Source organism: Brevibacillus sp. LEMMJ03, assembly GCF_007197875.1.
Classification (GTDB): Bacteria; Bacillota; Bacilli; order Brevibacillales; family Brevibacillaceae; genus Brevibacillus; species Brevibacillus thermoruber.
On record NZ_VKJN01000022.1, the window covers coordinates 1 to 18,402 of the forward strand.

Annotated in this window: 15 protein-coding genes, 1 pseudogene, 1 riboswitch and 1 other annotated feature; of the genes and pseudogenes, 1 reads left to right on the top strand and 15 read right to left on the bottom strand. The window is 55.9% G+C overall.

The window, feature by feature from the left end; all coding sequences use genetic code 11:
- Nucleotides 1-157: 157 nt before the first annotated feature.
- The 10 genes and pseudogenes from FOI68_RS20150 to FOI68_RS20195 form a co-directional block, all read right to left on the bottom strand.
- A complete protein-coding gene (locus tag FOI68_RS20150) occupies nucleotides 158-439 on the bottom strand; it encodes a hypothetical protein (RefSeq protein WP_029097907.1) in 282 nt (93 codons plus the stop codon).
- A gap of 109 nt (nucleotides 440-548) precedes the next feature.
- Nucleotides 549-2,639 (bottom strand): esterase/lipase family protein, encoded by a 2,091-nt coding sequence (locus FOI68_RS20155; protein ID WP_143864103.1) that lies wholly within the window; start codon nucleotides 2,637-2,639, stop codon nucleotides 549-551.
- Nucleotides 2,640-3,018: 379 nt separating this feature from the next.
- On the bottom strand, nucleotides 3,019-3,156 hold the full coding sequence (locus FOI68_RS24100; protein ID WP_255433741.1) for a zincin-like metallopeptidase toxin domain-containing protein: 138 nt from the start codon (nucleotides 3,154-3,156) through the stop codon (nucleotides 3,019-3,021).
- A gap of 140 nt (nucleotides 3,157-3,296) precedes the next feature.
- Nucleotides 3,297-3,605, bottom strand: a pseudogene (locus FOI68_RS20165) (IS3 family transposase); the annotation flags it as partial.
- 67 nt (nucleotides 3,606-3,672) lie between these two features.
- On the bottom strand, nucleotides 3,673-5,373 hold the full coding sequence (locus FOI68_RS20170; RefSeq protein WP_143864131.1) for a glycerol-3-phosphate dehydrogenase/oxidase: 1,701 nt from the start codon (nucleotides 5,371-5,373) through the stop codon (nucleotides 3,673-3,675).
- Nucleotides 5,374-5,592: 219 nt separating this feature from the next.
- The gene (locus tag FOI68_RS20175; protein ID WP_065067840.1) at nucleotides 5,593-6,150 is read right to left on the bottom strand and encodes a glycerol-3-phosphate responsive antiterminator; all 558 of its coding nucleotides are present in this window, start codon (nucleotides 6,148-6,150) and stop codon (nucleotides 5,593-5,595) included.
- A 48-nt stretch (nucleotides 6,151-6,198) separates the two neighbouring features.
- Entirely contained in the window at nucleotides 6,199-6,969 is a 771-nt protein-coding gene (locus tag FOI68_RS20180; RefSeq protein WP_035300854.1) for an HAD-IIA family hydrolase, read from the bottom strand.
- A gap of 12 nt (nucleotides 6,970-6,981) precedes the next feature.
- Nucleotides 6,982-8,685, bottom strand: a complete 1,704-nt coding sequence (locus FOI68_RS20185; protein ID WP_143864104.1) for an ABC transporter permease — start codon at nucleotides 8,683-8,685, stop codon at nucleotides 6,982-6,984.
- Nucleotides 8,682-9,812, bottom strand: a complete 1,131-nt coding sequence (locus FOI68_RS20190; protein WP_143864105.1) for an ABC transporter ATP-binding protein — start codon at nucleotides 9,810-9,812, stop codon at nucleotides 8,682-8,684. Before FOI68_RS20190 ends, FOI68_RS20185 begins: the two co-directional genes overlap by 4 nt.
- Nucleotides 9,813-9,824: 12 nt before the next feature.
- A complete protein-coding gene (locus tag FOI68_RS20195) occupies nucleotides 9,825-10,895 on the bottom strand; it encodes an extracellular solute-binding protein (RefSeq protein WP_065067837.1) in 1,071 nt (356 codons plus the stop codon).
- Nucleotides 10,896-11,263: 368 nt separating this feature from the next.
- Nucleotides 11,264-11,452, top strand: a riboswitch (Lysine riboswitch).
- Between the two features lie 106 nt (nucleotides 11,453-11,558).
- On the opposite strand from FOI68_RS20195, the gene FOI68_RS20200 reads away from it, so the two are divergent.
- Complete coding sequence (locus FOI68_RS20200; RefSeq protein WP_143864106.1) at nucleotides 11,559-13,013, top strand: amino acid permease; 1,455 nt, start codon at nucleotides 11,559-11,561, stop codon at nucleotides 13,011-13,013.
- A 40-nt stretch (nucleotides 13,014-13,053) separates the two neighbouring features.
- Here the strand turns inward: FOI68_RS20200 and FOI68_RS20205 are convergent, their stop codons facing one another.
- From FOI68_RS20205 to FOI68_RS20225, 5 genes are all read right to left on the bottom strand, one after another.
- Entirely contained in the window at nucleotides 13,054-14,232 is a 1,179-nt protein-coding gene (locus FOI68_RS20205; RefSeq protein ID WP_143864107.1) for an aminotransferase, read from the bottom strand.
- Nucleotides 14,229-14,729, bottom strand: coding sequence for an Lrp/AsnC family transcriptional regulator (locus FOI68_RS20210; protein ID WP_029097917.1), 501 nt, complete (start codon nucleotides 14,727-14,729; stop codon nucleotides 14,229-14,231). The genes FOI68_RS20205 and FOI68_RS20210 overlap by 4 nt, the downstream gene beginning before the upstream one ends.
- A gap of 103 nt (nucleotides 14,730-14,832) precedes the next feature.
- Nucleotides 14,833-15,076: a binding site (T-box leader), on the bottom strand.
- A 138-nt stretch (nucleotides 15,077-15,214) separates the two neighbouring features.
- Entirely contained in the window at nucleotides 15,215-15,895 is a 681-nt protein-coding gene (locus FOI68_RS20215) for a DUF4956 domain-containing protein (protein ID WP_143864108.1), read from the bottom strand.
- 50 nt (nucleotides 15,896-15,945) lie between these two features.
- Nucleotides 15,946-16,653, bottom strand: a complete 708-nt coding sequence (locus FOI68_RS20220; protein ID WP_255433742.1) for a polyphosphate polymerase domain-containing protein — start codon at nucleotides 16,651-16,653, stop codon at nucleotides 15,946-15,948.
- Nucleotides 16,654-16,672: 19 nt separating this feature from the next.
- On the bottom strand, nucleotides 16,673-18,397 hold the full coding sequence (locus FOI68_RS20225) for a CotH kinase family protein (protein WP_143864109.1): 1,725 nt from the start codon (nucleotides 18,395-18,397) through the stop codon (nucleotides 16,673-16,675).
- Nucleotides 18,398-18,402 lie beyond the last annotated feature (5 nt).

The window sequence follows — 18,402 nt, forward strand, 5'->3', positions numbered from 1 at the left end:
GGGCCAAATTCTGTTACAACTGTCCGTTCAGTTTCCGGAGCGAGTTCAACCATATCTCCGCTGAGCCTAACGGCTATTGGAGTTTACACAAAATCATTGACAGACCCTCGCCAAGCAAAATTTTAGTGATTTCGAGCCTTTAATCCGATCCATTCGCCTAAAACAGTGCTGTCATAACGACTACAAAAAGAATTAACGCAACAAATAATAAGGCAAAAATAATGCCCCATAAAACTTCTTGTTTTTTATTATCGGCAGAGCGAATATGGAGTATTTTTTTTAAAGCGAACAAGCCGATCAAAACGATCAACCCGATAACAAATGTACCTATTGATGCGTAGTATAATGTTATTTCTTCTTGGGTTGCTATAATAATAGCTAGAACTGTTAGCCATATGATTGCATATATTGCAATTATTTTTGACATGATTTTGTCCATGTATTACTCCTTGTTATTGTTTTCAACAAATCCACATTTTTACTAAAGTAAAGGGAGGAAATGAACTGCCAAGCTATTTTCCTCCCTCTTTTTTATTTCCCAAGCTTATTTAATTTTTAGAGCGATCGTCATATGTTCCTGTTAATGCTTTTTCTACATAGTATGGTGTTCTTGGGTGTTTACGCATCGTACTATGTCCTCCAAACTCATCATCCCAAATCAGGAATCTAGTATTCATTTCTACTGGAGAATCACCGAAGTCTTCCTCTGGGTCATAATCCGAGCCAAGAGCTGAATCAATATTTACTGGACCATCTTCAATATCTCCGTACAAAGGATAATCTCCCGTTTTATCATAATACTTTTCATTTACATATTCATTCCAACTCGAATAAGTTTTTGTCGGTCCAACCCCTAGTCCAGTCTGATATATGTTTCTTATATCGCCAAAATCCCCAACCAGTGTATTATAGCTCGGGTTCCATCCAGCAAAACCAATAAGTGGTTTGCTGAAATCATTTTCAAACTTCCTGGAACCATTCCACAATTCACTATCATCTCTATCTAAATCTCCAAAAGGTGCCTGATCGCTTCCAAAATGCGGAGTCCCCAGGGTAACCACCCTTTCAACATCTGCGCTTCTGATATTCTCAACTAAATACCGAGAAACCAAGCCTCCCATGCTATGCCCAACCAGATTTACATCCTGCGTTGAACTACTGAATACACTATTCTTCAACTCACGAATAACTGAATTTAGATGGTTAGCTGCTGTTCTAACACAACCTGAAGTACCATCAGCGTTATATATAAATGTAAAAATATCTTCATTAGGGGTATACCCGTAATCAATAATTAACTTTGGACCAAGCTCTTCATCATCAACAATTCCAGTTATTGAATGAACATCAATATTTGAATATGTAGTTTCTTCATGAGTGCTATAGCTTTCTCCAGTTATCGTTTCATAAGAACGAATGGGTTCAGAGGCCCAAGGTTCATCGTATCCAATATGATACCATCTATCTTCGAATCCCCAAGTGTCAGCCCCTCCCAATAAGCCATGAACTAAGATAACGGGTGTCTTTCCAGACTGGGTGGTGACAGCAGTAGCAGTAGCTATTGTCTCATCCCCCTGTTCATACACATCTTCTATTTTATAAGTAGACTCCAATAAATGGGTGTTATCAACATCATCCGCTTCGCCATCCAGACTGATATCATCATCATATTTTACAGTCTTTGAAATTTTAAATGTCCCATCATCACTAATGCTCTCAGCGTCGATTTCTAGTGGTAAATTGTTAAGTTTTACTTTCCCCTTTTTCTTCTTGAATTTTCCTTTTTTAGCTTCTTTTGTTGGTACATATTCTGTAAAATCTTTGCTGGATAGTAAAACAAAAGTCCCTCCTCCTAGAAACTCAACCTCTATTGAATTTGTCCTTTTGGAATACTTTTGTTCCTTAATAGGTTCTAACTGAACTTTCTTTTCATTGTATTTATATAAAACATAATCTTCATTTTTTCCTTTCTCATTAACTGGTATCGACAGATTAAATTCTATATTTGGATCCAAACTTACAATATTGAAAGTTAGCGCACTCCTTATTTCTTGGGCTAACAGAACTGGTGTCTGACGGACAATTACTTTCTGAGGAACGTTTGAAATTCCGATCATTTCGCCTTTTATGCCAAATTCATTTTTTGGAAATGTGTATTTATGTTTCTCATCCCCATCCAACTTTTTGTTGTTGTTTTCATCAGAATTTAATGGATCCGATCCTAAATACGAAATTTCAATACCATCTTTAAGACCGTCTCCATCAGTATCTGCAACTGATGGTTTTGTTTGGTATTTAACTATTTCAACTTTATCATCTAAACCATCGCCATCACTATCTTTAGCATCTAATTTTGTTCCCAATTCCTGTTCTTCAAGATTTGTAAGTCCGTCACCGTCATAATCTTCATCACCATCTAATATCCCATTACCATTAGTATCATTGTTTATTGTGCTGGTAATGAACAATTCATTAAAGTCTGTTAATCCATCATTATCGCTATCCTGTTTAAACTCTATACTGTCAATAGTTTTTTGCTTCGATTTTGCATAAGCTTCAGGTGTCATCACCCCTTGGAAGAAAAATAATGTAACAAGTGATGCTGATAACGTTAGAATATGCATTTTCTTCATTAACATTATTAAACCTCCTATTTTTCAATTTTTTACCTTTACATTGGTATTATACTCTTATAATTTTGACATATCAACACTTTATATGTCATATTTTGGGTTTCATCTTTAATCGTGCTTGAAATTTTTCTATCGTAGTTTTCGTTTTTTATATGGCTTGTTTACGAATCTCTACAGTCCCAAAAGGTGCACAGCCCAAACTGGTACGTCGCCTGCAATTCTATGAGTCCCTGATGCACCACTTCCTGTCGTCAGGCATTTGCTGTAGGGGCGGGACACTCATTGAGCCGTCTGAGATGGTCACTCCCGCCAAGTCTTGGCCATCGTTCCTCTATCTTCATTTGTCGAGTACATATTTTTTCGAAAAGCTTGAATGCCATGACCTTCATCTGCGGCTTGCCTTTAGCAAATACGCCGTAGCTATAAACGATTGAATTATCGATGCCTCATCAAATAGATGTCTATTATTCATGCTTTGTTCATATACATATTCCTCCCTTTCTACTAGACGCCCTAATTTCATCTAAGTAGCTTTCCCAATAGCCAAGCATTGCTCAGCGTGATATCCTTCAATAAATCTTTCGGTAACCCCAAAAGCAAAGCAAGCAAAAAAATAAACCACCAGCACTGAAGTGACCCCAAAAAGTTAGACAGTAATTTTAGTTAAGCCGCAAGTAAGGTTTGAGTTCGGTATTGCACTGGACTCAAGCCTTTTAATTTTGCCTTGATGCGTTTGTTGTTATAGTAGTCGATGTATTTTGCCAACTCTTGTTTAAAATGCTCAATGCTTTCAAACTCTTGCATATATAATAATTCCGATTTCAGGATACCAAAGAAGTTCTCCATGACAGCATTGTCATAACAGTTTCCTTTCCACGACATACTCTGCGTGACGTTCTTCTCTTTCAATGCATGTTGGTACTTGCTCATTTGGTAATGCCAGCCTTGATCTGAGTGAATAAGCAGCTCGTCTTCACTTTCGGGTACATAACTGAAGTCAAATAGCCGTTGACCTTCTTTGTCAACGGCTTGTCAAAAATCAATTGCAACGAGACTCCCTGTCAAGCGGACAACGCGTTCCTTCCTCCAACGCCGCGTCGCTTTCCGGAAGCTGGCGGATTGAGGCGATCAAGCGCGCGACCATCTCCCGCTGGCGTGCTGTCTCCGCGGCGTCCCATTTCCGTTCGTCCGCCATCAGTCTGACGACGCGCTCCGCCTGTTCTTCCGCCTTGTGCAGTTGAAAATAGGTCCAGCCGGTGCGCAGCCGCAGGAAGTCGACGGCGTGCACCGTCATCTCCTCCTCCACGGCGTATTGAATCTGCGCCCGCAGAAGCTGTTCGGGGGTAAGCGGCGGTTCCGGCAGCCGGTCGTAGATCCGCAGCGTGTTGGTGCCGTACGTGTCGAGCCACTCCTGCGCCGTCTCCCGGTCGACGCCTTTCTCCACCCCCAGCCGCAGCATCTCCCGCTTCCAGTCTTCATACCGCTCACGCCCGTGCCGCTCTCCGCCGCTGATCACAATCCGGTCGGTCGTGCAGCCGGGAAAGGACCGTCCTTCCCGCTCCCGCAGCGTCTGCGCTACCAGATCGACCACCTTTTCCGCCATCTTGCGGAAGCCCGTCAGCTTGCCTCCGGCGATGGTGATCAGTCCGGAAGGGGAATGAAACACCTCGTCTTTCCGCGACAGTTCCGACGGGCCTTTGCCCTCCTCGTAAATCAGCGGGCGCAGTCCGGCCCAATGGGAGAGCACGTCCCGCGGCTTCAGCCTGACATCGGGGAACATCGCGTTGACCGCGCGCAGCAGGTAGTCGCGGTCCGCGACGGTGGTGCGGGGCTGGTCGATGTCGTGTCGGTAGGGCGTGTCGGTCGTGCCGATGTAGGTGATCGTGCCGCGCGGAATGACGAACACCATGCGCCCGTCCGGGGTGTCAAAGTACGCCGATTGCGCCACCGGCAGGCGGTCGTAGGCGACCACCAGATGGACGCCTTTCGTCAGATAGAGGCGCTTGCCGGCAAGCGAGCCGTCCAAGCGGCGCAGTTCGTCCACCCAGGGGCCGGCGGCGTTGACGACGCATGTGGCGTACAGATCAAACGTCCGGCCCGACACGCCATCCGCGACGCGCACCCCCGTCAACCGGCCGTTGTCGTAGAGAAACTGGCGCGCTTCCGCGTAATTGACCGCCCGTGCCCCGTGTGCCACAGCCGTCTTCATGATGTCGAGCGTCAGGCGGGCGTCGTCCGTGCGGTATTCCACGTAGAGTCCGCCTCCTTTGAGCCGGTCCCGCTTGAGCAGCGGCTCCTGCCGGATCGTCTCGTCGCGGCTGAGCATTTTCCGCCGTTCCGTGCGCTCCACGCCGGCCAGCAGGTCGTACAGGTAGAGGCCGACCGACGAGGCCAGGTAGCCGTAGGTTCCCCCTTGGTAGATCGGCAGCAGCATCGGGGCGGGAATGACCAGATGGGGGGCGTTTTTGTACAGGATGGCCCGTTCTCTCCCCACTTCCCGCACCAGCTTCACTTCCCCCTGCTTCAGATACCGGAGCCCGCCGTGAATCAGTTTGGTGGAGCGGCTGCTCGTCCCCGAACCGAAGTCCGCCTTTTCCACCACGCCCACCTTCATGCCGCGGACGCTGGCGTCCAGCGCGATGCCCGCACCGGTAATCCCGCCGCCGATCACGAGCAGGTCAAGCGTCTCCCCCGCCATCTCCTGAAGTACAGCCAGCCGGCTGCTCGCTGAAAATTTCATTTTCACACAAAAGCCTCCTCTCCGGCAGGACGAAGCCTCCCTGTTGCAGCCGCTTCGCCCGCGCCGGTTCTTCTCACGCGCTCCATGTTTCATGCCGAAAAAAACCCCCCGTGAAAAGTGCGGCCTGAAGTCATCAGACAAGCCGTCCTTTCAAGGGGGTTCTCCTGTTCTCTTCCCTTTTTCCTATTCACAAGAAGACTTACACGAAAACTACGTCCACTAAAACCACAGGTCTTTGGTGCCGACCGACACGGCCAGCGCCCCTGCGGCAAGCGCGTCGTCAATTTCCTGCTTGGTGCCGACCAGTCCGCCGGCGATGATGGGCAGCGGCGTCAGGCCGGTCATCTCCTGGATCACCCTCGGCATCACGCCGGGCATCACTTCGACCGCATCCGGCATGCTCTGCTCCACGACCTTGATGCCTTTGATCACGGCGTTGCGGTCGATCAGAAAGATGCGCTGAATCGCCATCAGCCCCATCTCCTTGGCGACCCGAATCAGGTTGCTGCGGGTGGAGATGATGCCGGTCGGCGCGATGTATTGGGCCACGTACGCCACGCCGCTTTTGTCAGGGGCGATGCCCTCGATGAACTCCATGTGCAAAAAGACGCATTTGCCGGCCTGCTTGATCCGGTCCACCAGTTCCTTGATGTTGAAAATCGAGCCGGTCAACAGAAAGACGATATTCACGTCGCTTTTGATCGCGTCGTCCACATCGGCTTCCGATTGAACCGCGGCGATGGTCTGGTGTTCGACAAGATCGACAATAGGATACATCCGTTACCCTCCAGGTCAGGTTGGTTGCTCCTATTATACCACCACTTTCTAAATGTTCACAATTTCTTTAATACTGTTTAAAATATAGCGCGGACGGTATTCGCTCCGCTCGGCCATCTCCCTGGTGGAGATGCCGGTCAGCACGAGGACGGAATTCATCCCGGTGTCATTGCCCATCTTGATGTCCGTTTCCAGCCGGTCGCCCACCATGTAGCAGGAAGCGTAGTCCAGCCCCAGATGGCGGACGGCCGCTTCCGCCGCGATCGGGGAGGGTTTGCCCACCACGAGGTCGACCGGCCTGCCCGTCGCCCCTTCCAATGCCCCGATAAACGCGCCGGTGTCCGGGATTTGTCCGTCTTCCAGCGGGCACGTCCGGTCCGGGTTGGACGCGATCACCTTGGCTCCCCGCACCGCCGCCTGGTACAAAGCGTTCAGCATCCCGTAGCTGAACTGCCGGTCCCAGGACAGGACGACGTACTGCACATCGTGCGGGTCGTCGCTCATGACGATGCCGTGCGCCGCCAGCTCGTCACGGATCGGCTGCTCCCCGATGACCAGCACCCGCTCGCCTGGCCGCATCACCCGCTGCAGGTACCGGGCCGTGATCAGCGAAGAGTTGAGCACGTCGTCCACCGTTGTGGGGATGCCCATTTTCGTCAGCTTCTCCGCGTAGGACTGGCGGGTGGCGATCGGCTTGTTGGAGAGGAACACCACCTTGTCGCCGCGCGCCCGCAGCGTCCGGATCGCCTCCGCCGCCCCCTCAATCAAACGGTCCCCCAGATAGACCGTACCGTCGAGGTCAAAGATAAACCCTCTCATTGCCCGTTCTCCTTAGTACAGTTGGTCTTTGGTCAGTTTTTTCGCCAGGGACTGCAGCGCGATGACAATGGCGATGATCAGGATCGCCATCGCCGAAGCGGTGTAGTACTCGCCGCGCAGCAGGTTCTGAAACACGGCCAGGCTCATCGGCGCCCAATCCGTCGGAGCGAGCAGGAGCGAGATGCTGGTCTCCTTGATCACCGTCACGAATACCAGGATGGCGCCCGCCGCGATGCCCGGCAGCATCAGCGGGCCGATGACCGTAACCGCCGCCAGCAGGTTGGAGGCGCCCAGGTTGACGGCCGCTTCTTCGATGTCTTTGCGGATGGCCATCATCGAACTCATCGTCGAGCGGATCATGTACGGCATCCGCCGGATCGTGTAGGCGACGATCAGCAAGAGGGCGGTGCCGGTCAATTTCAGCGGCGCCGTATTAAACGTCTGGATCAGCGCAATCCCCAGGGAAATCCCCGGCACGATCAGCGGGATCGACGAGACGAAGTCAAGCCCGCCGGAACCGCGCCGCACCACGAAGTACGAAACAAACGTGGCGATCACGACGCTCAGCACCAGCGCTCCGGCCGCCAGCACCAGGCTGTTCACGATATTTTTATGCGACGTGCTGAAGATGGTCAGGTAATGCTTCAGCGTGTAGCCGTCGGGCAGGGCGTGATGACCCCAGGTGGTCGCCAGCGACGAGAGAAAGACGGACCCGACGGCCAAAAGCGGCACCAGCATCACCAGGAAGGTGTAGATAGTGAGCACGGCGACGACCCCTTTGTGGTCGTTCAGCTTCTGCCGCGTCGGCTTGCCCGAGATGGTGCCGTACTCCTTCCCTTTGACCACCAACCGCTGCAGCCAGAAAAAGAAGGCGGCCACCAGCAGCATGATCACGGTCAGGACGGCCGAGCCCGCCCAGTTGTAGAAGCCGGCGATCTCGCGGTACGCCTCGACCACGATCAGGTTCAGGTCTTTGGGCGCCAGAATGATCGGCGTGCCGAAATCGGAAAAGCTGACGGTAAAAATCAGCAGCATGCTGGAGACGATCCCCGGCACGGCCAGCGGCAGCGTCACCCGCAAAAAGGTGTACCAGCCTTGCGCCCCCAGGTTTTGCGACGCTTCCTCCAGCGTCAGGTCGCTGATCTTGAACGCCGCCACCATCGGCCAAAGCGCGTAGGGAAAGAAGAAAAAGACCTGTACCAGCACGATTCCCAACATCGACTGCACGTCAAACAGCACGCCTTCGCCGCCTAGCGACCGGTAGATGTGGTTGACCCACCCGGTCTTGCCGAACATCAGGGTAAACGCGTAGGACGAGATGAACGTCGGCACCACCAGCGGGATGGTGCAGAGCGCGGCGAAGAACGGCTTCCACGGCATGGTGGTGCGGGCGAAGGCGTAGGCGATCGGCAGCACCAACACCGTCACCAGCAGCGCCACCCCCGTGCTCAGCTTCAGGCTGTTGACCAGCGCGGCGAAGTACCCCGTGCCTTCAAACAGCGACGAGTACGCGTCCAGCGACAGGTGAGAGAGCTTCTTCAGCGTGGACGACAAAATTTTCTGACTGGTCAGGCTGCCAAACAGGTTGACCGGCTCTCCCGTCAGGCTGACGAGCAGGATGGAAAACAGCGGGACCAGCAAAAACACAAGGAAAAAGAGATAAATCAACCATTTCAGCACGGTAAAGCCGTTGAAGGTAAAGTGCCGCTGTTTCATAGGATCACCACGACATTCGGATCGATTGCTAGCTTCACGTTCGTCCCCGCCGGCAGCAGTGGGCTGCCCGCTTCGAAGGTTTTGTCCACTTCCACCTGCAGCTCGCCGACCTGCACGTCGTAGCGGATGATCGAACCCAGATAGGTGGACATGGAGATCGTGCCTTCCAGCAGGTTGTCTCCCGTATCCACCTGCGCCCCGTCCGCGAACAGGCGGATGCTTTCCGGCCGGATGATCACGTCCACTTCGCTGCGGTTGGTCGGAAACGCGGAGCGAATCACCCCGTCGCCGACGAGCTGCAGCACGGTGCCCGCCTCGCCGGACTCCTTCACCGTCGCTTTGAAGATGTTGGACGCGCCGACGAAATCGGCGACAAACGTGGAGGCCGGTTGGCTGTACAGGGCCGTGGGCGTGTCCACCTGCACCAGCCTGCCGCCCTGCATCACGGCCACGCGGTCGGCCATGCTCATCGCTTCTTCCTGGTCGTGGGTCACAAAGATCGTCGTGATCCCCACTTTCTGCTGGATGCGCCGAATGGTGACGCGCATGCTGCTGCGCAGCTTCTTGTCCAGGTTGGACAGCGGCTCGTCCATCAGCAGGACGGCCGGCTCCATGATCAGCGCCCGGGCCAGCGCCACGCGCTGCTGCTGGCCGCCGGACAACTGTCCGGGCAGGCGGTCGGCGAGGTGGCCCAGTTCGACGAAATCAAGGGCGTCGCGCACCTTTTTTTCGGTGTCCTTGTCCACTTTCCCCAGCTTGCGGTTGAGCATGTGGGCCAGCACGGACAGCTTCGTGCCCAGGCCGCCCTGGTAAAAGCGGCGCACCTGCAGGCTGTAGGCGACGTTTTCAAACACGCTGAGATGGGGGAACAGCGCGTAGCTCTGAAACACCATGCCGCAGTTCCGCTGGTTGGCGGGCACATGGCTCACATCCCGCTCCCCGATGAAAATCTTTCCCGCGGTGGGGCTTTCAAAACCGGCCACACAGCGCATGGTCGTCGTTTTTCCGCAGCCGGAAGGGCCCAGAAGGGCGAAGAATTCGCCCTCGCGAATCTCCAGATTGACGTCTTCCAAAGCAGTGATTCCGTTGAATTGTTTATGCAAGTGTTCGATTCGAACCGACCCCATCCAAGAGCCTCCTTACTGGAATTTTTGCCGCCACTCGCTGCGCACCCGGTCGTAGTTGTTCACGACCCAGTCGACGTCCAGCTCCTGCGCGTGCGGGATGACTTTTTCCAGGGTAAGCGGCGTTTTCGACTCCACTTCTTTGGAGATCGGGATGTGGTACCAGTTGGCCAGCGTCTGCTGCCCTTCCTTGGACAGCAGGTAGTCGATCAGCGCCTTGCCGCCGTCGGGGTTCGGGCCGTCCTTCACCAGCGACACCGGGTTGACGATGACCGGCGTCTTGTCCGGCACGATGAAATCGATTTTCTCCCCCTTGGCCTTCATCTCGTACGCCATGAAGTCAAAGGCGATCGCAATGTGTGCCTCCCCTTTGGCAACCGCTTTGGAAGGCGCGGAGCCGGAGTCGGGCATGGCGCTCATCTGTTCCACCAGCTTTTTGAAGTAATCCCAGCCCTGCTCTTCGCCGCGGGCCATCAGTTGGCTCAGCACAGTGAGGGTCGCGGTGCCGGACGCGGCCGGGTTGGGCATCTGGATTTTGCCTTTCCATTTGGGATCGAGCAGGTCATCCCAGGTTTTCGGCGCCTCTTCCGGCTTCACCAGGTCGCTGTTGTAGGCGAACCCGAGCACGAACACCTCCGCGCCGATCCACTTCCAGTCCTTGTCGCGGAGTTTGATGCCGTCCCGCACTTCCGGCCAATCCTTGATCGCTTCCGGCGTATACGATGTGATGATGTCCTTGTCCTTGGCCGCCTCGAACGGCAGGAATCCGCCGCCGCCGTACCAGACGTCGCCCTGCGGGTTGTCTTTTTCCGCGATCATGCGGTTGACCAGCACGTTGGTCCCGGCGTACTGCACGTTGATGGAGGACCCTTTGTAAGCCTTTTCAAAATTGAGCCCGATCTCTTTGGTCATATCCGGCGTCTCCGGCGAATAGAGCGCGATTGGTCCCAGTTCCTTCGCTCCCGCCGATCCGTTCCCTGCCGGTGTGCCGCCGGGCGAAGCCTCTTCGCCGGAGGAGCACCCCGCCAGGGCGACAGTGGAGAGCAAAACGGCCGTGGCTGCGACGTTCATCCATTTTTTCAACATGCGTCAGACCCCTCTTTCTATTTATTGTTGATCGAATAGTCAAACAGTTTGGCGGGAGAAAAAGAAAAACCCTCACGTAGATAAACACATCCCCTTGGGAGTGTGTTTACGGGTAAGGGTTTTCTCCGTTTCTCCGCCTAACCGTATGGGAAAATATGCTATCCGATCAACGTTTCTTCAAGTATAACCAGATCCATTTCTTTCTGTCAATGAAAACGCTTAATTTTTCAGACAAGTCGGACTGCTGGAGTCTCCGGTCACGGTCACGAGACGCACGGGCATCTTACAAATTTTAGCCCTTGATTTTGCCCCGTTTTTCTATATACTTGAACCGTAACATAACTGCATAGATTATCCTCATCAAATACGATGAGGATAGAGGTCGCGGCTTTTATATGATTCTGGCACGAGATCCAGAGAAGATCGATGACTCCAGAGGAGGGAAAAGCCGCCGAAGTCCGCTGTGCATTCTCTGGGCACACGGGCTGGGGCTGTACCCGAAAGGGGCAGAACTGTCACGTTTGCGAGCCGGGCAAACGTGGTGTGCTATCTTCAACGAAGGCTTGGTGGGGATGTAACAATACCGCCCTGTTCGTTGTGGCGGTATTTTTTATGTCCGACCTTCCTTCCGACTATCTCATCAGAAAGGTCGTGCATGCACTCATGGAATCCAATCAACTGCAGCGGGGCCTCAAGGCCCGACACCTGACCATGATCGCCATCGGCGGCTCCATCGGCACGGGGCTGTTTTTGGCGAGCGGCGGCTCCATCCACTCCGCCGGTCCGGGCGGCGCGCTGGCCGCCTACGCGGCCATCAGCCTGATGGTCTACTTCCTGATGACCAGCTTGGGCGAGATGGCGGCTTTTCTTCCCGTCTCCGGTTCGTTTTCCACGTACGCGACGAAGTTCGTCGATCCGTCCCTCGGTTTTGCGCTGGGGTGGAACTACTGGTACAACTGGGCCATCACCATCGCCGTCGAGCTGTCGGCCGGGGCCTTGATCATGAAGTACTGGTTCCCCGACACGCCGTCCATCCTGTGGAGCGCCCTGTTCCTCGCTCTCATGTTTGGTCTTAATTATTTGTCCGTAAAAGGATACGGAGAATCGGAATACTGGTTTTCCCTGATCAAGGTGGCGACCGTCATCCTCTTCATCATCATCGGCCTGTTGATGATCCTCGGCATCATGGGCGGCGAAGCGGTCGGCTTCCGCAACTTTACCGTCGGCGAAGCGCCGTTCAACGGCGGCTTCATGGCGATGCTCGGCGTCTTCATGATCGCCGGCTTCTCCTTCCAGGGGACGGAACTGGTCGGGATTGCCGCGGGAGAAAGCGAAAATCCCGCCAAAAACGTGCCGAAAGCGATCAAGCAGGTGTTTTGGCGCATCCTGCTGTTCTACATCCTGGCGATCATCGTGATCGGGCTCTTGATCCCGTACGACAACCCCAACCTGGTCAACGGCGACATCGAGAACATCGCGATCAGCCCGTTTACGCTGGTGTTTCAAAAGGCCGGTCTCGCCTTCGCCGCGTCGGTGATGAACGCCGTCATCCTGACCTCCGTCCTGTCGGCGGGCAACTCCGGCATGTACGCCTCCACCCGCATGCTGTGGATGCTGGCCAAAGAAGGCAAGGCGCCCAAGCTGTTCAGCAAGGTAAACAAGCGGGGCGTTCCGGTCAATGCGCTGCTGCTGACCGCCAGCATCGGGATGCTCGCGTTTCTCGCCTCCCTGTTTGGCGACGGCGCCGTCTACATGTGGCTGCTCAACGCCTCCGGGATGTCCGGGTTTATCGCCTGGCTGGGCATCGCGATCAGCCACTACCGCTTCCGCAAGGCGTACGCAGCCCAAGGCCGCGACCTGAACCAACTGCCATACCGGGCGAAGTGGTTCCCGTTCGGCCCGATCTTCGCATTTGTCGTCTGCTGCTTCGTCATCCTCGGCCAAAACTACACCGCCTTCACCGGGGAGACGATCGACTGGAACGGCATTCTCGTGTCGTACATCGGCCTGCCGCTGTTTCTGATCGTCTGGCTCGGCTACAAGGCCGTGAAAAAGACGAAAGTGGTGCCGCTGCGAGAAGTGGATTTCTCGTTTGACGAGACAACTGTATCCAAATAATAAGAGGCAAAGGCCGGGGATTCCCCGGCCTTTCCCTTGTTTACGACAACCTCTGCACGAAGCGCCCCATCCGCTCCAGCGCCTTTTGCAGCTGCTCCAGAGAGGTGGCGTAGGAGCAGCGGATATGCCCCTTGCCGCTGTCGCCAAACACGTCGCCCGGCACCACGGCCACCTTTTCCTCCATCAGCAGCCGCTCGGCAAACTCGCTGGCGTCCAGCCCGGTGGACGCGATCGAGGGAAACGCGTAAAACGCCCCTTCCGGCTCGTGGCAGGCCAGGCCGATCTCCTGGAAGCCCTGCACGACGAAATTGCGCCGCTGCCGGTAGCTTTCCACCATCCGCTCCATGTCCGCCTGCCCGTGACGCAAAGCCTCCAGGGCGGCCATCTGCGCCATCACCGGCGCGCAGAGCATGGTGTACTGGTGAATTTTCAGCATTCCGCCGAGCAGGTCCGCCGGCGCGCAGACGTAGCCGAGACGCCAGCCCGTCATCGCGAACGCTTTGGAAAAGCCGGAGATCAGGATCGTCCGGTCCTTCATCCCGGGCAGGGCGGCGATGCTCTCATGCCTGCGGCCGTAGCTCAGCTCCGCGTAAATCTCGTCGGAGATGACCAGCAGATCGTGCTTCGCGATAATCGGCAGCAGCCGTTTCCACTCCTCCGCCGACATCGTGCTGCCGGTCGGATTGTTCGGGTAGCAGAAGATGATCGCCTTGGTGCGCGGCGTGATGTGCGCCTCCAGCTCCTCAGGTGTCAGCTTGAACGACTGCTCCGCGCGCGTGTGCAAAAACACCGGAACCCCGCCGGCCAGACGGATTATCGGTTCGTAGGAGACGTAACAGGGCTCGACGACCAATACCTCGTCGCCGGGATCGACGATGGCCCGCAGCGCGATGTCAATCGCTTCACTGGCGCCGACCGTGATCAGCATCTCGGTTTCCGGATGGTACGAGACGGCGAAGCGCTCCTCCAGGTACTTGTGAATCTCCTTGCGCAGCTCCAGCAGACCGGCGTTGGAGGTATACGACGTGTAGCCCCTTTCCAGCGAGGCGATGCAGGCTTCCCGCACGCGCCACGGGGTGACGAAATCAGGTTCCCCTACCCCGAGCGAGATGACCCCTTCCATCGATGCGGCCAGGTCGAAGAAACGGCGGATGCCGGACGGCTTGAGCGATGCGACTGTGGCGGACAGGCGATTGCGGAGGCTGGTTTGCTGACTCATGGGGTGACCACCATCCTGTGGTCTTCGTCTCTATCTTCAAACTGAATGCCGTCGTGTTTGTACCGCTTCAGGATAAAGTGGGTCGCGGTCGAGACGACGGAGTCCAGCGTGGCCAGCTTTTGCGACACAAACGCCGCCACTTCCCGCATCGTTTTTCCTTCCAGCACGACGGACAGATCGTAGCTGGCGCCGGACATCAGGTAGACGGCCTTCACTTCCGGGAAACGGCAGATCCGCTCCGCCACCTCGTCAAAGCCCACGTCCCGCTTCGGCGTCACCTTGACGTCGATCATGGCCGTCACGTACGGATGGTCCTCCACCAGCTCCCAGTTGATAAGCGCGGGATACTTGACAATCACTTTGTCCGCTTCCAACCGGGCAATCGTCTCTCTCACGGTTTCCACCGGTTCCGCCAACAGGCTGGCGATCTGTTCCGGGGTCAGGCGGCTGTCCTGTTCCAGCAGCCGCAGCAGTTCACGCTGCTTTTGACGATCCATTTCCCTCACTCCATTCCTGTGAAAAATGCGTGTGGCCAACCCGCGTTCCCCAACAAAAAATCGCCTCGCAACCGAACCCGGGGCATCGTCCCGATGATTCGATTGCTGAGGCGACGGAATCGCGGTACCACTCAGCTTTTCTGCTCTCCTCGCGAAAAGCAGACTCGGAAAGTCCTGTACGGACTTTCACCCGATAACGGGGGCTGATCCGCTGCTTTCTACTCGCGGTTTCAAAAGCAGGAGCTCCAAGGCGGCTTCAAAGAGAGATGACGGCCGCCCTCTCAGCTTGCGGGCCGGCTCTCTGGACGTCAGCGCCCTCTCTTACTCTTCCTCTTCAAGGCCGTGGTTTCCTATGCGTCTGTCCGCTCCTTCTCCGGTACGGTGAAGGAGGTAAGCATGAGAGATTATAAAAACAGATGGCCGCGTTTGTCAATACGCCCATCCTCCCTCCCCCCGGCCGGTTCCGGACAAGGGCGGAGGAGCCGTCACTGGGCGTACTCGCCGTTGTAGCTGACCAGCACCACGTCCTTGACCCCTTCCAACGCGGAGAAATCGTTGACAAACGCGGTGTTGTCGTCGCGGATCCGCAGTTCCACCGTCAGCTCGGTCAGCTCCTTGCGCACCGTCTTTGATTTCAGCACGGCGTTCATTTTCCGGATCCGCCGCTTGACCTCCTCTTCGGCGATCGCTTCGTAGTGCAGGATCAGGAGATAGGGGGAGGTGGCCTCCTTGCGCCGCGACAGCCACCAGATCGTCCCGCCCACCACCAGCGAACCGAAGATGGCGACCGGATAAATCTTCGCCCCCGCGGCGATGCCCGCCGAGACGGCCCAAAACATGTAGACGATGTCCATCGGATCCTTGACCGCCGTCCGGAACCGGACGATGCTGAGCGCGCCGACCATGCCGAGCGAGAGCACGATGTTGGTGCTGATGGTCATGATGATCAGCGCGGTAATGATCGTCATCAGCACGAACGTGACGTTGTAATTGTGGCTGTAGACCACTCCCCGGTAGCAGGCGCGGTACACGTAGTAGATGAACATGCCGACCGCGAACGCGACCATGAGCCCCCAGCACATGTCCACCCACGATACGTTTGCAAACGCCTCGAGGTTGAGCACGCTTTTTTTGATGATGTCCCGAAAAGTGATCAGCTCGTCCATAACGCACTTCCTTTCCCATCCATACAGTGCATCCCCGCCGCGCATCCGCCTCAGCGGCCGTACACTTTTTGCCTCTCCTTGCACAGGACGTACTTGGAGATCGTCGAGCGCTGGTGAGCCGACACCTGCGCCAGCGAGCGAATCGTCCCGGGCAAAAAGCGGTGGAATTTTACCTCCATGATCATCCGCGGCCCCTGGATCGCCTCCCAGGTCGCCAGGTTGGGGTCAAACAGGTCAAACGAATGAAGCCCGGCCGCCAGTTGTTTGTCAAAGGTGATCCGGGTGTTGGTCGGCTCGTCCACATACGCCTCCCGGATGTAATCGACGATCACGGACGGCTTCATCGCCCCCTCTTTGAGATCGCGGTAAAAATCCGCCAACAGACGCTGCCCCTCGTCCGCCAGCCAGTCGATGTCACCCTCCAGCAGCCGGTACACCTGGCCGCGGGTCAAGGCGGCCGATTCCTTGAGCACGTACTCGTTCCACTTGCTTTTCCGCTCCAGCCGGATGATCCGGTCGCTGACGTTGTAGATGCGGATGCGGTACTTCTTCCGCTGGAAGTAGCCGTTGAGCTTGTCGTACAGCGCGCTCTCCCGGGCGTCGTCAAAATACAGGCTGCGGATGTGGTAGCCCTCGTCGCTCACGGAATGGCGGTCCAGGGGAAGGAGCGCCCGCAGCCGGCTGCGCAGCCCGACGTATTCGTGCGGATGAATGTAGTACTTCAGTTCGTGACGCAGCATGTTCCCGTTTCCATGCACGCGCAGGCTCCCCCTCCCGTCAGTTCACGTAAAAGTCGCGGACGCCGTGATAGACGCTGCCGTTCTCATCGAAGAAGTTGTCAAACGCCGTCATGATGTGCCCCTTCGCGTCCTTCACCGTGACTCTCCAGAAGTAATGGCCCTTGCCGATGCCGTTCAGCACGAGCGAAGTTCCCTTCAAACCGTCGCGATCCACCAGCGGGCGGGCAAACGACGGTTCTTTCGCCAGTTGGAAGCGGTAGGTCAGCTCGTCTCCCTGCAGGTCGTACGACATCCCCCAGCGAAACGTCAGTGCTCCGTTCGCCTGCTCCACATCCCCCAGAAAATACGGCATCGGCGCCTGCAGGCTGGCGATGAATGCCTGCTCGTTCTCCACGGGCAGATGGATGATCCGCTCCAGCTCCTGCTCGTACAAGTCCACCCGTCCCGGCAGGTAGCGGATGTCCGGTTCCCGTCTGACGTAAGCGGAAACGACCGGTTTGTACGTCTCGATCATGCGGCGCGTGTTTTCCGGATTGATGATGGCGCGCAGTTCGCGCACTTTGGCCACGAGCTGCTCGACGTTTTGCGGATTTTTAAAAAACCGGTTGGCCACCACGCTGCCCCAGTAGTTCTGAATCCCCCGCTGCCACAAGGAACGCTCCCGGGGGTCGCCGCCCGGCCCGCCGTAGTAGCCGAACGCCCCGTCGTAATCCCACGGCAGGAAATACCACTTCTCCGCGTTCAGCGGCGAATAGAGGAAAAAGTTTTGCGTGGACGTGTCCACGTTGTCCATCAGGATGTTGGCCGCCATCCAGGTCAGGAAGTTGTCGCGGTCGAAATGGCGGTCAAAGACGTCGTCGAAATCCTGGCTCATGTCGTTCACGTCATCCAGCATGCGCAACAGCTTGGCATGGTCGCTGGAGCCGTTGATTTCCAGGACGGACTCGAAGGCCTGCTTGTCGTACGCGGGATCGTCCGCCGTTTTCAACTTGTCGGGATAGCGGAAAAACTCAAAGTTGGACGCCTTGTACAGATGGCCGTAGGGATCCAGCCCGTGCGTCCGGAGAAACGACTTGTTGGGCTGTTCGATCTGGGTGTACAGGCCGTAATCCTCAAACGGGGCCTGCGCACGGCCGCTGGTGAGATCCCTGACGTGCAGGTGGACGAACTGCGTGCGCAGGCTGGTGATGTCCGGAAGCTGCTTGAAGTAGTCAAAGCTCAGTTTGTTGCGCAGCCGGGTGAAATCGGAAGCGTGCTTGTTCAGGTTGATGGTCCGCTGGTCCCGCCAGTAGCCGGCATTGTCAAAGAGCTTGATCTTGTACGACTTCTGCGGCGCCCGGATCGACGACTTGCCGCGGAGGGTGATGGAGGCGTTGGGCTCGTGCGTTCCGTAGCCGAACATCCCTTTCTGCGGCCCCTGATCCGTCCCTTCCTGCACGATGACGTTCAGCTTCCGCCCGGCCGTGCTGTCGGCCTCGTTGGCGATCCGGTTCAGCTCCGCCCAGGTCATCGGCCGCTCGGCGGTGAGATTGTCTTCCGTCACGGTGATGTACAGATGTACGACGCTTCCCGGCTGATCCTTTTCGTAGACCAGCCGGTTTTCCTGCAGCTTGGGTGCGTACTCCCCGGCAGGCGGCACGGCCGACCGGGCGCCCTGCTCCTGCGGCTGGCTGACCTCTGCGTCCGGCGTACAGCCGCCCGCCGCCGCGACGCTCAACGCCAGCAAGAGGGCCAGCCACCCGCTTCTCCTTGTCTGTTTCATCCCAT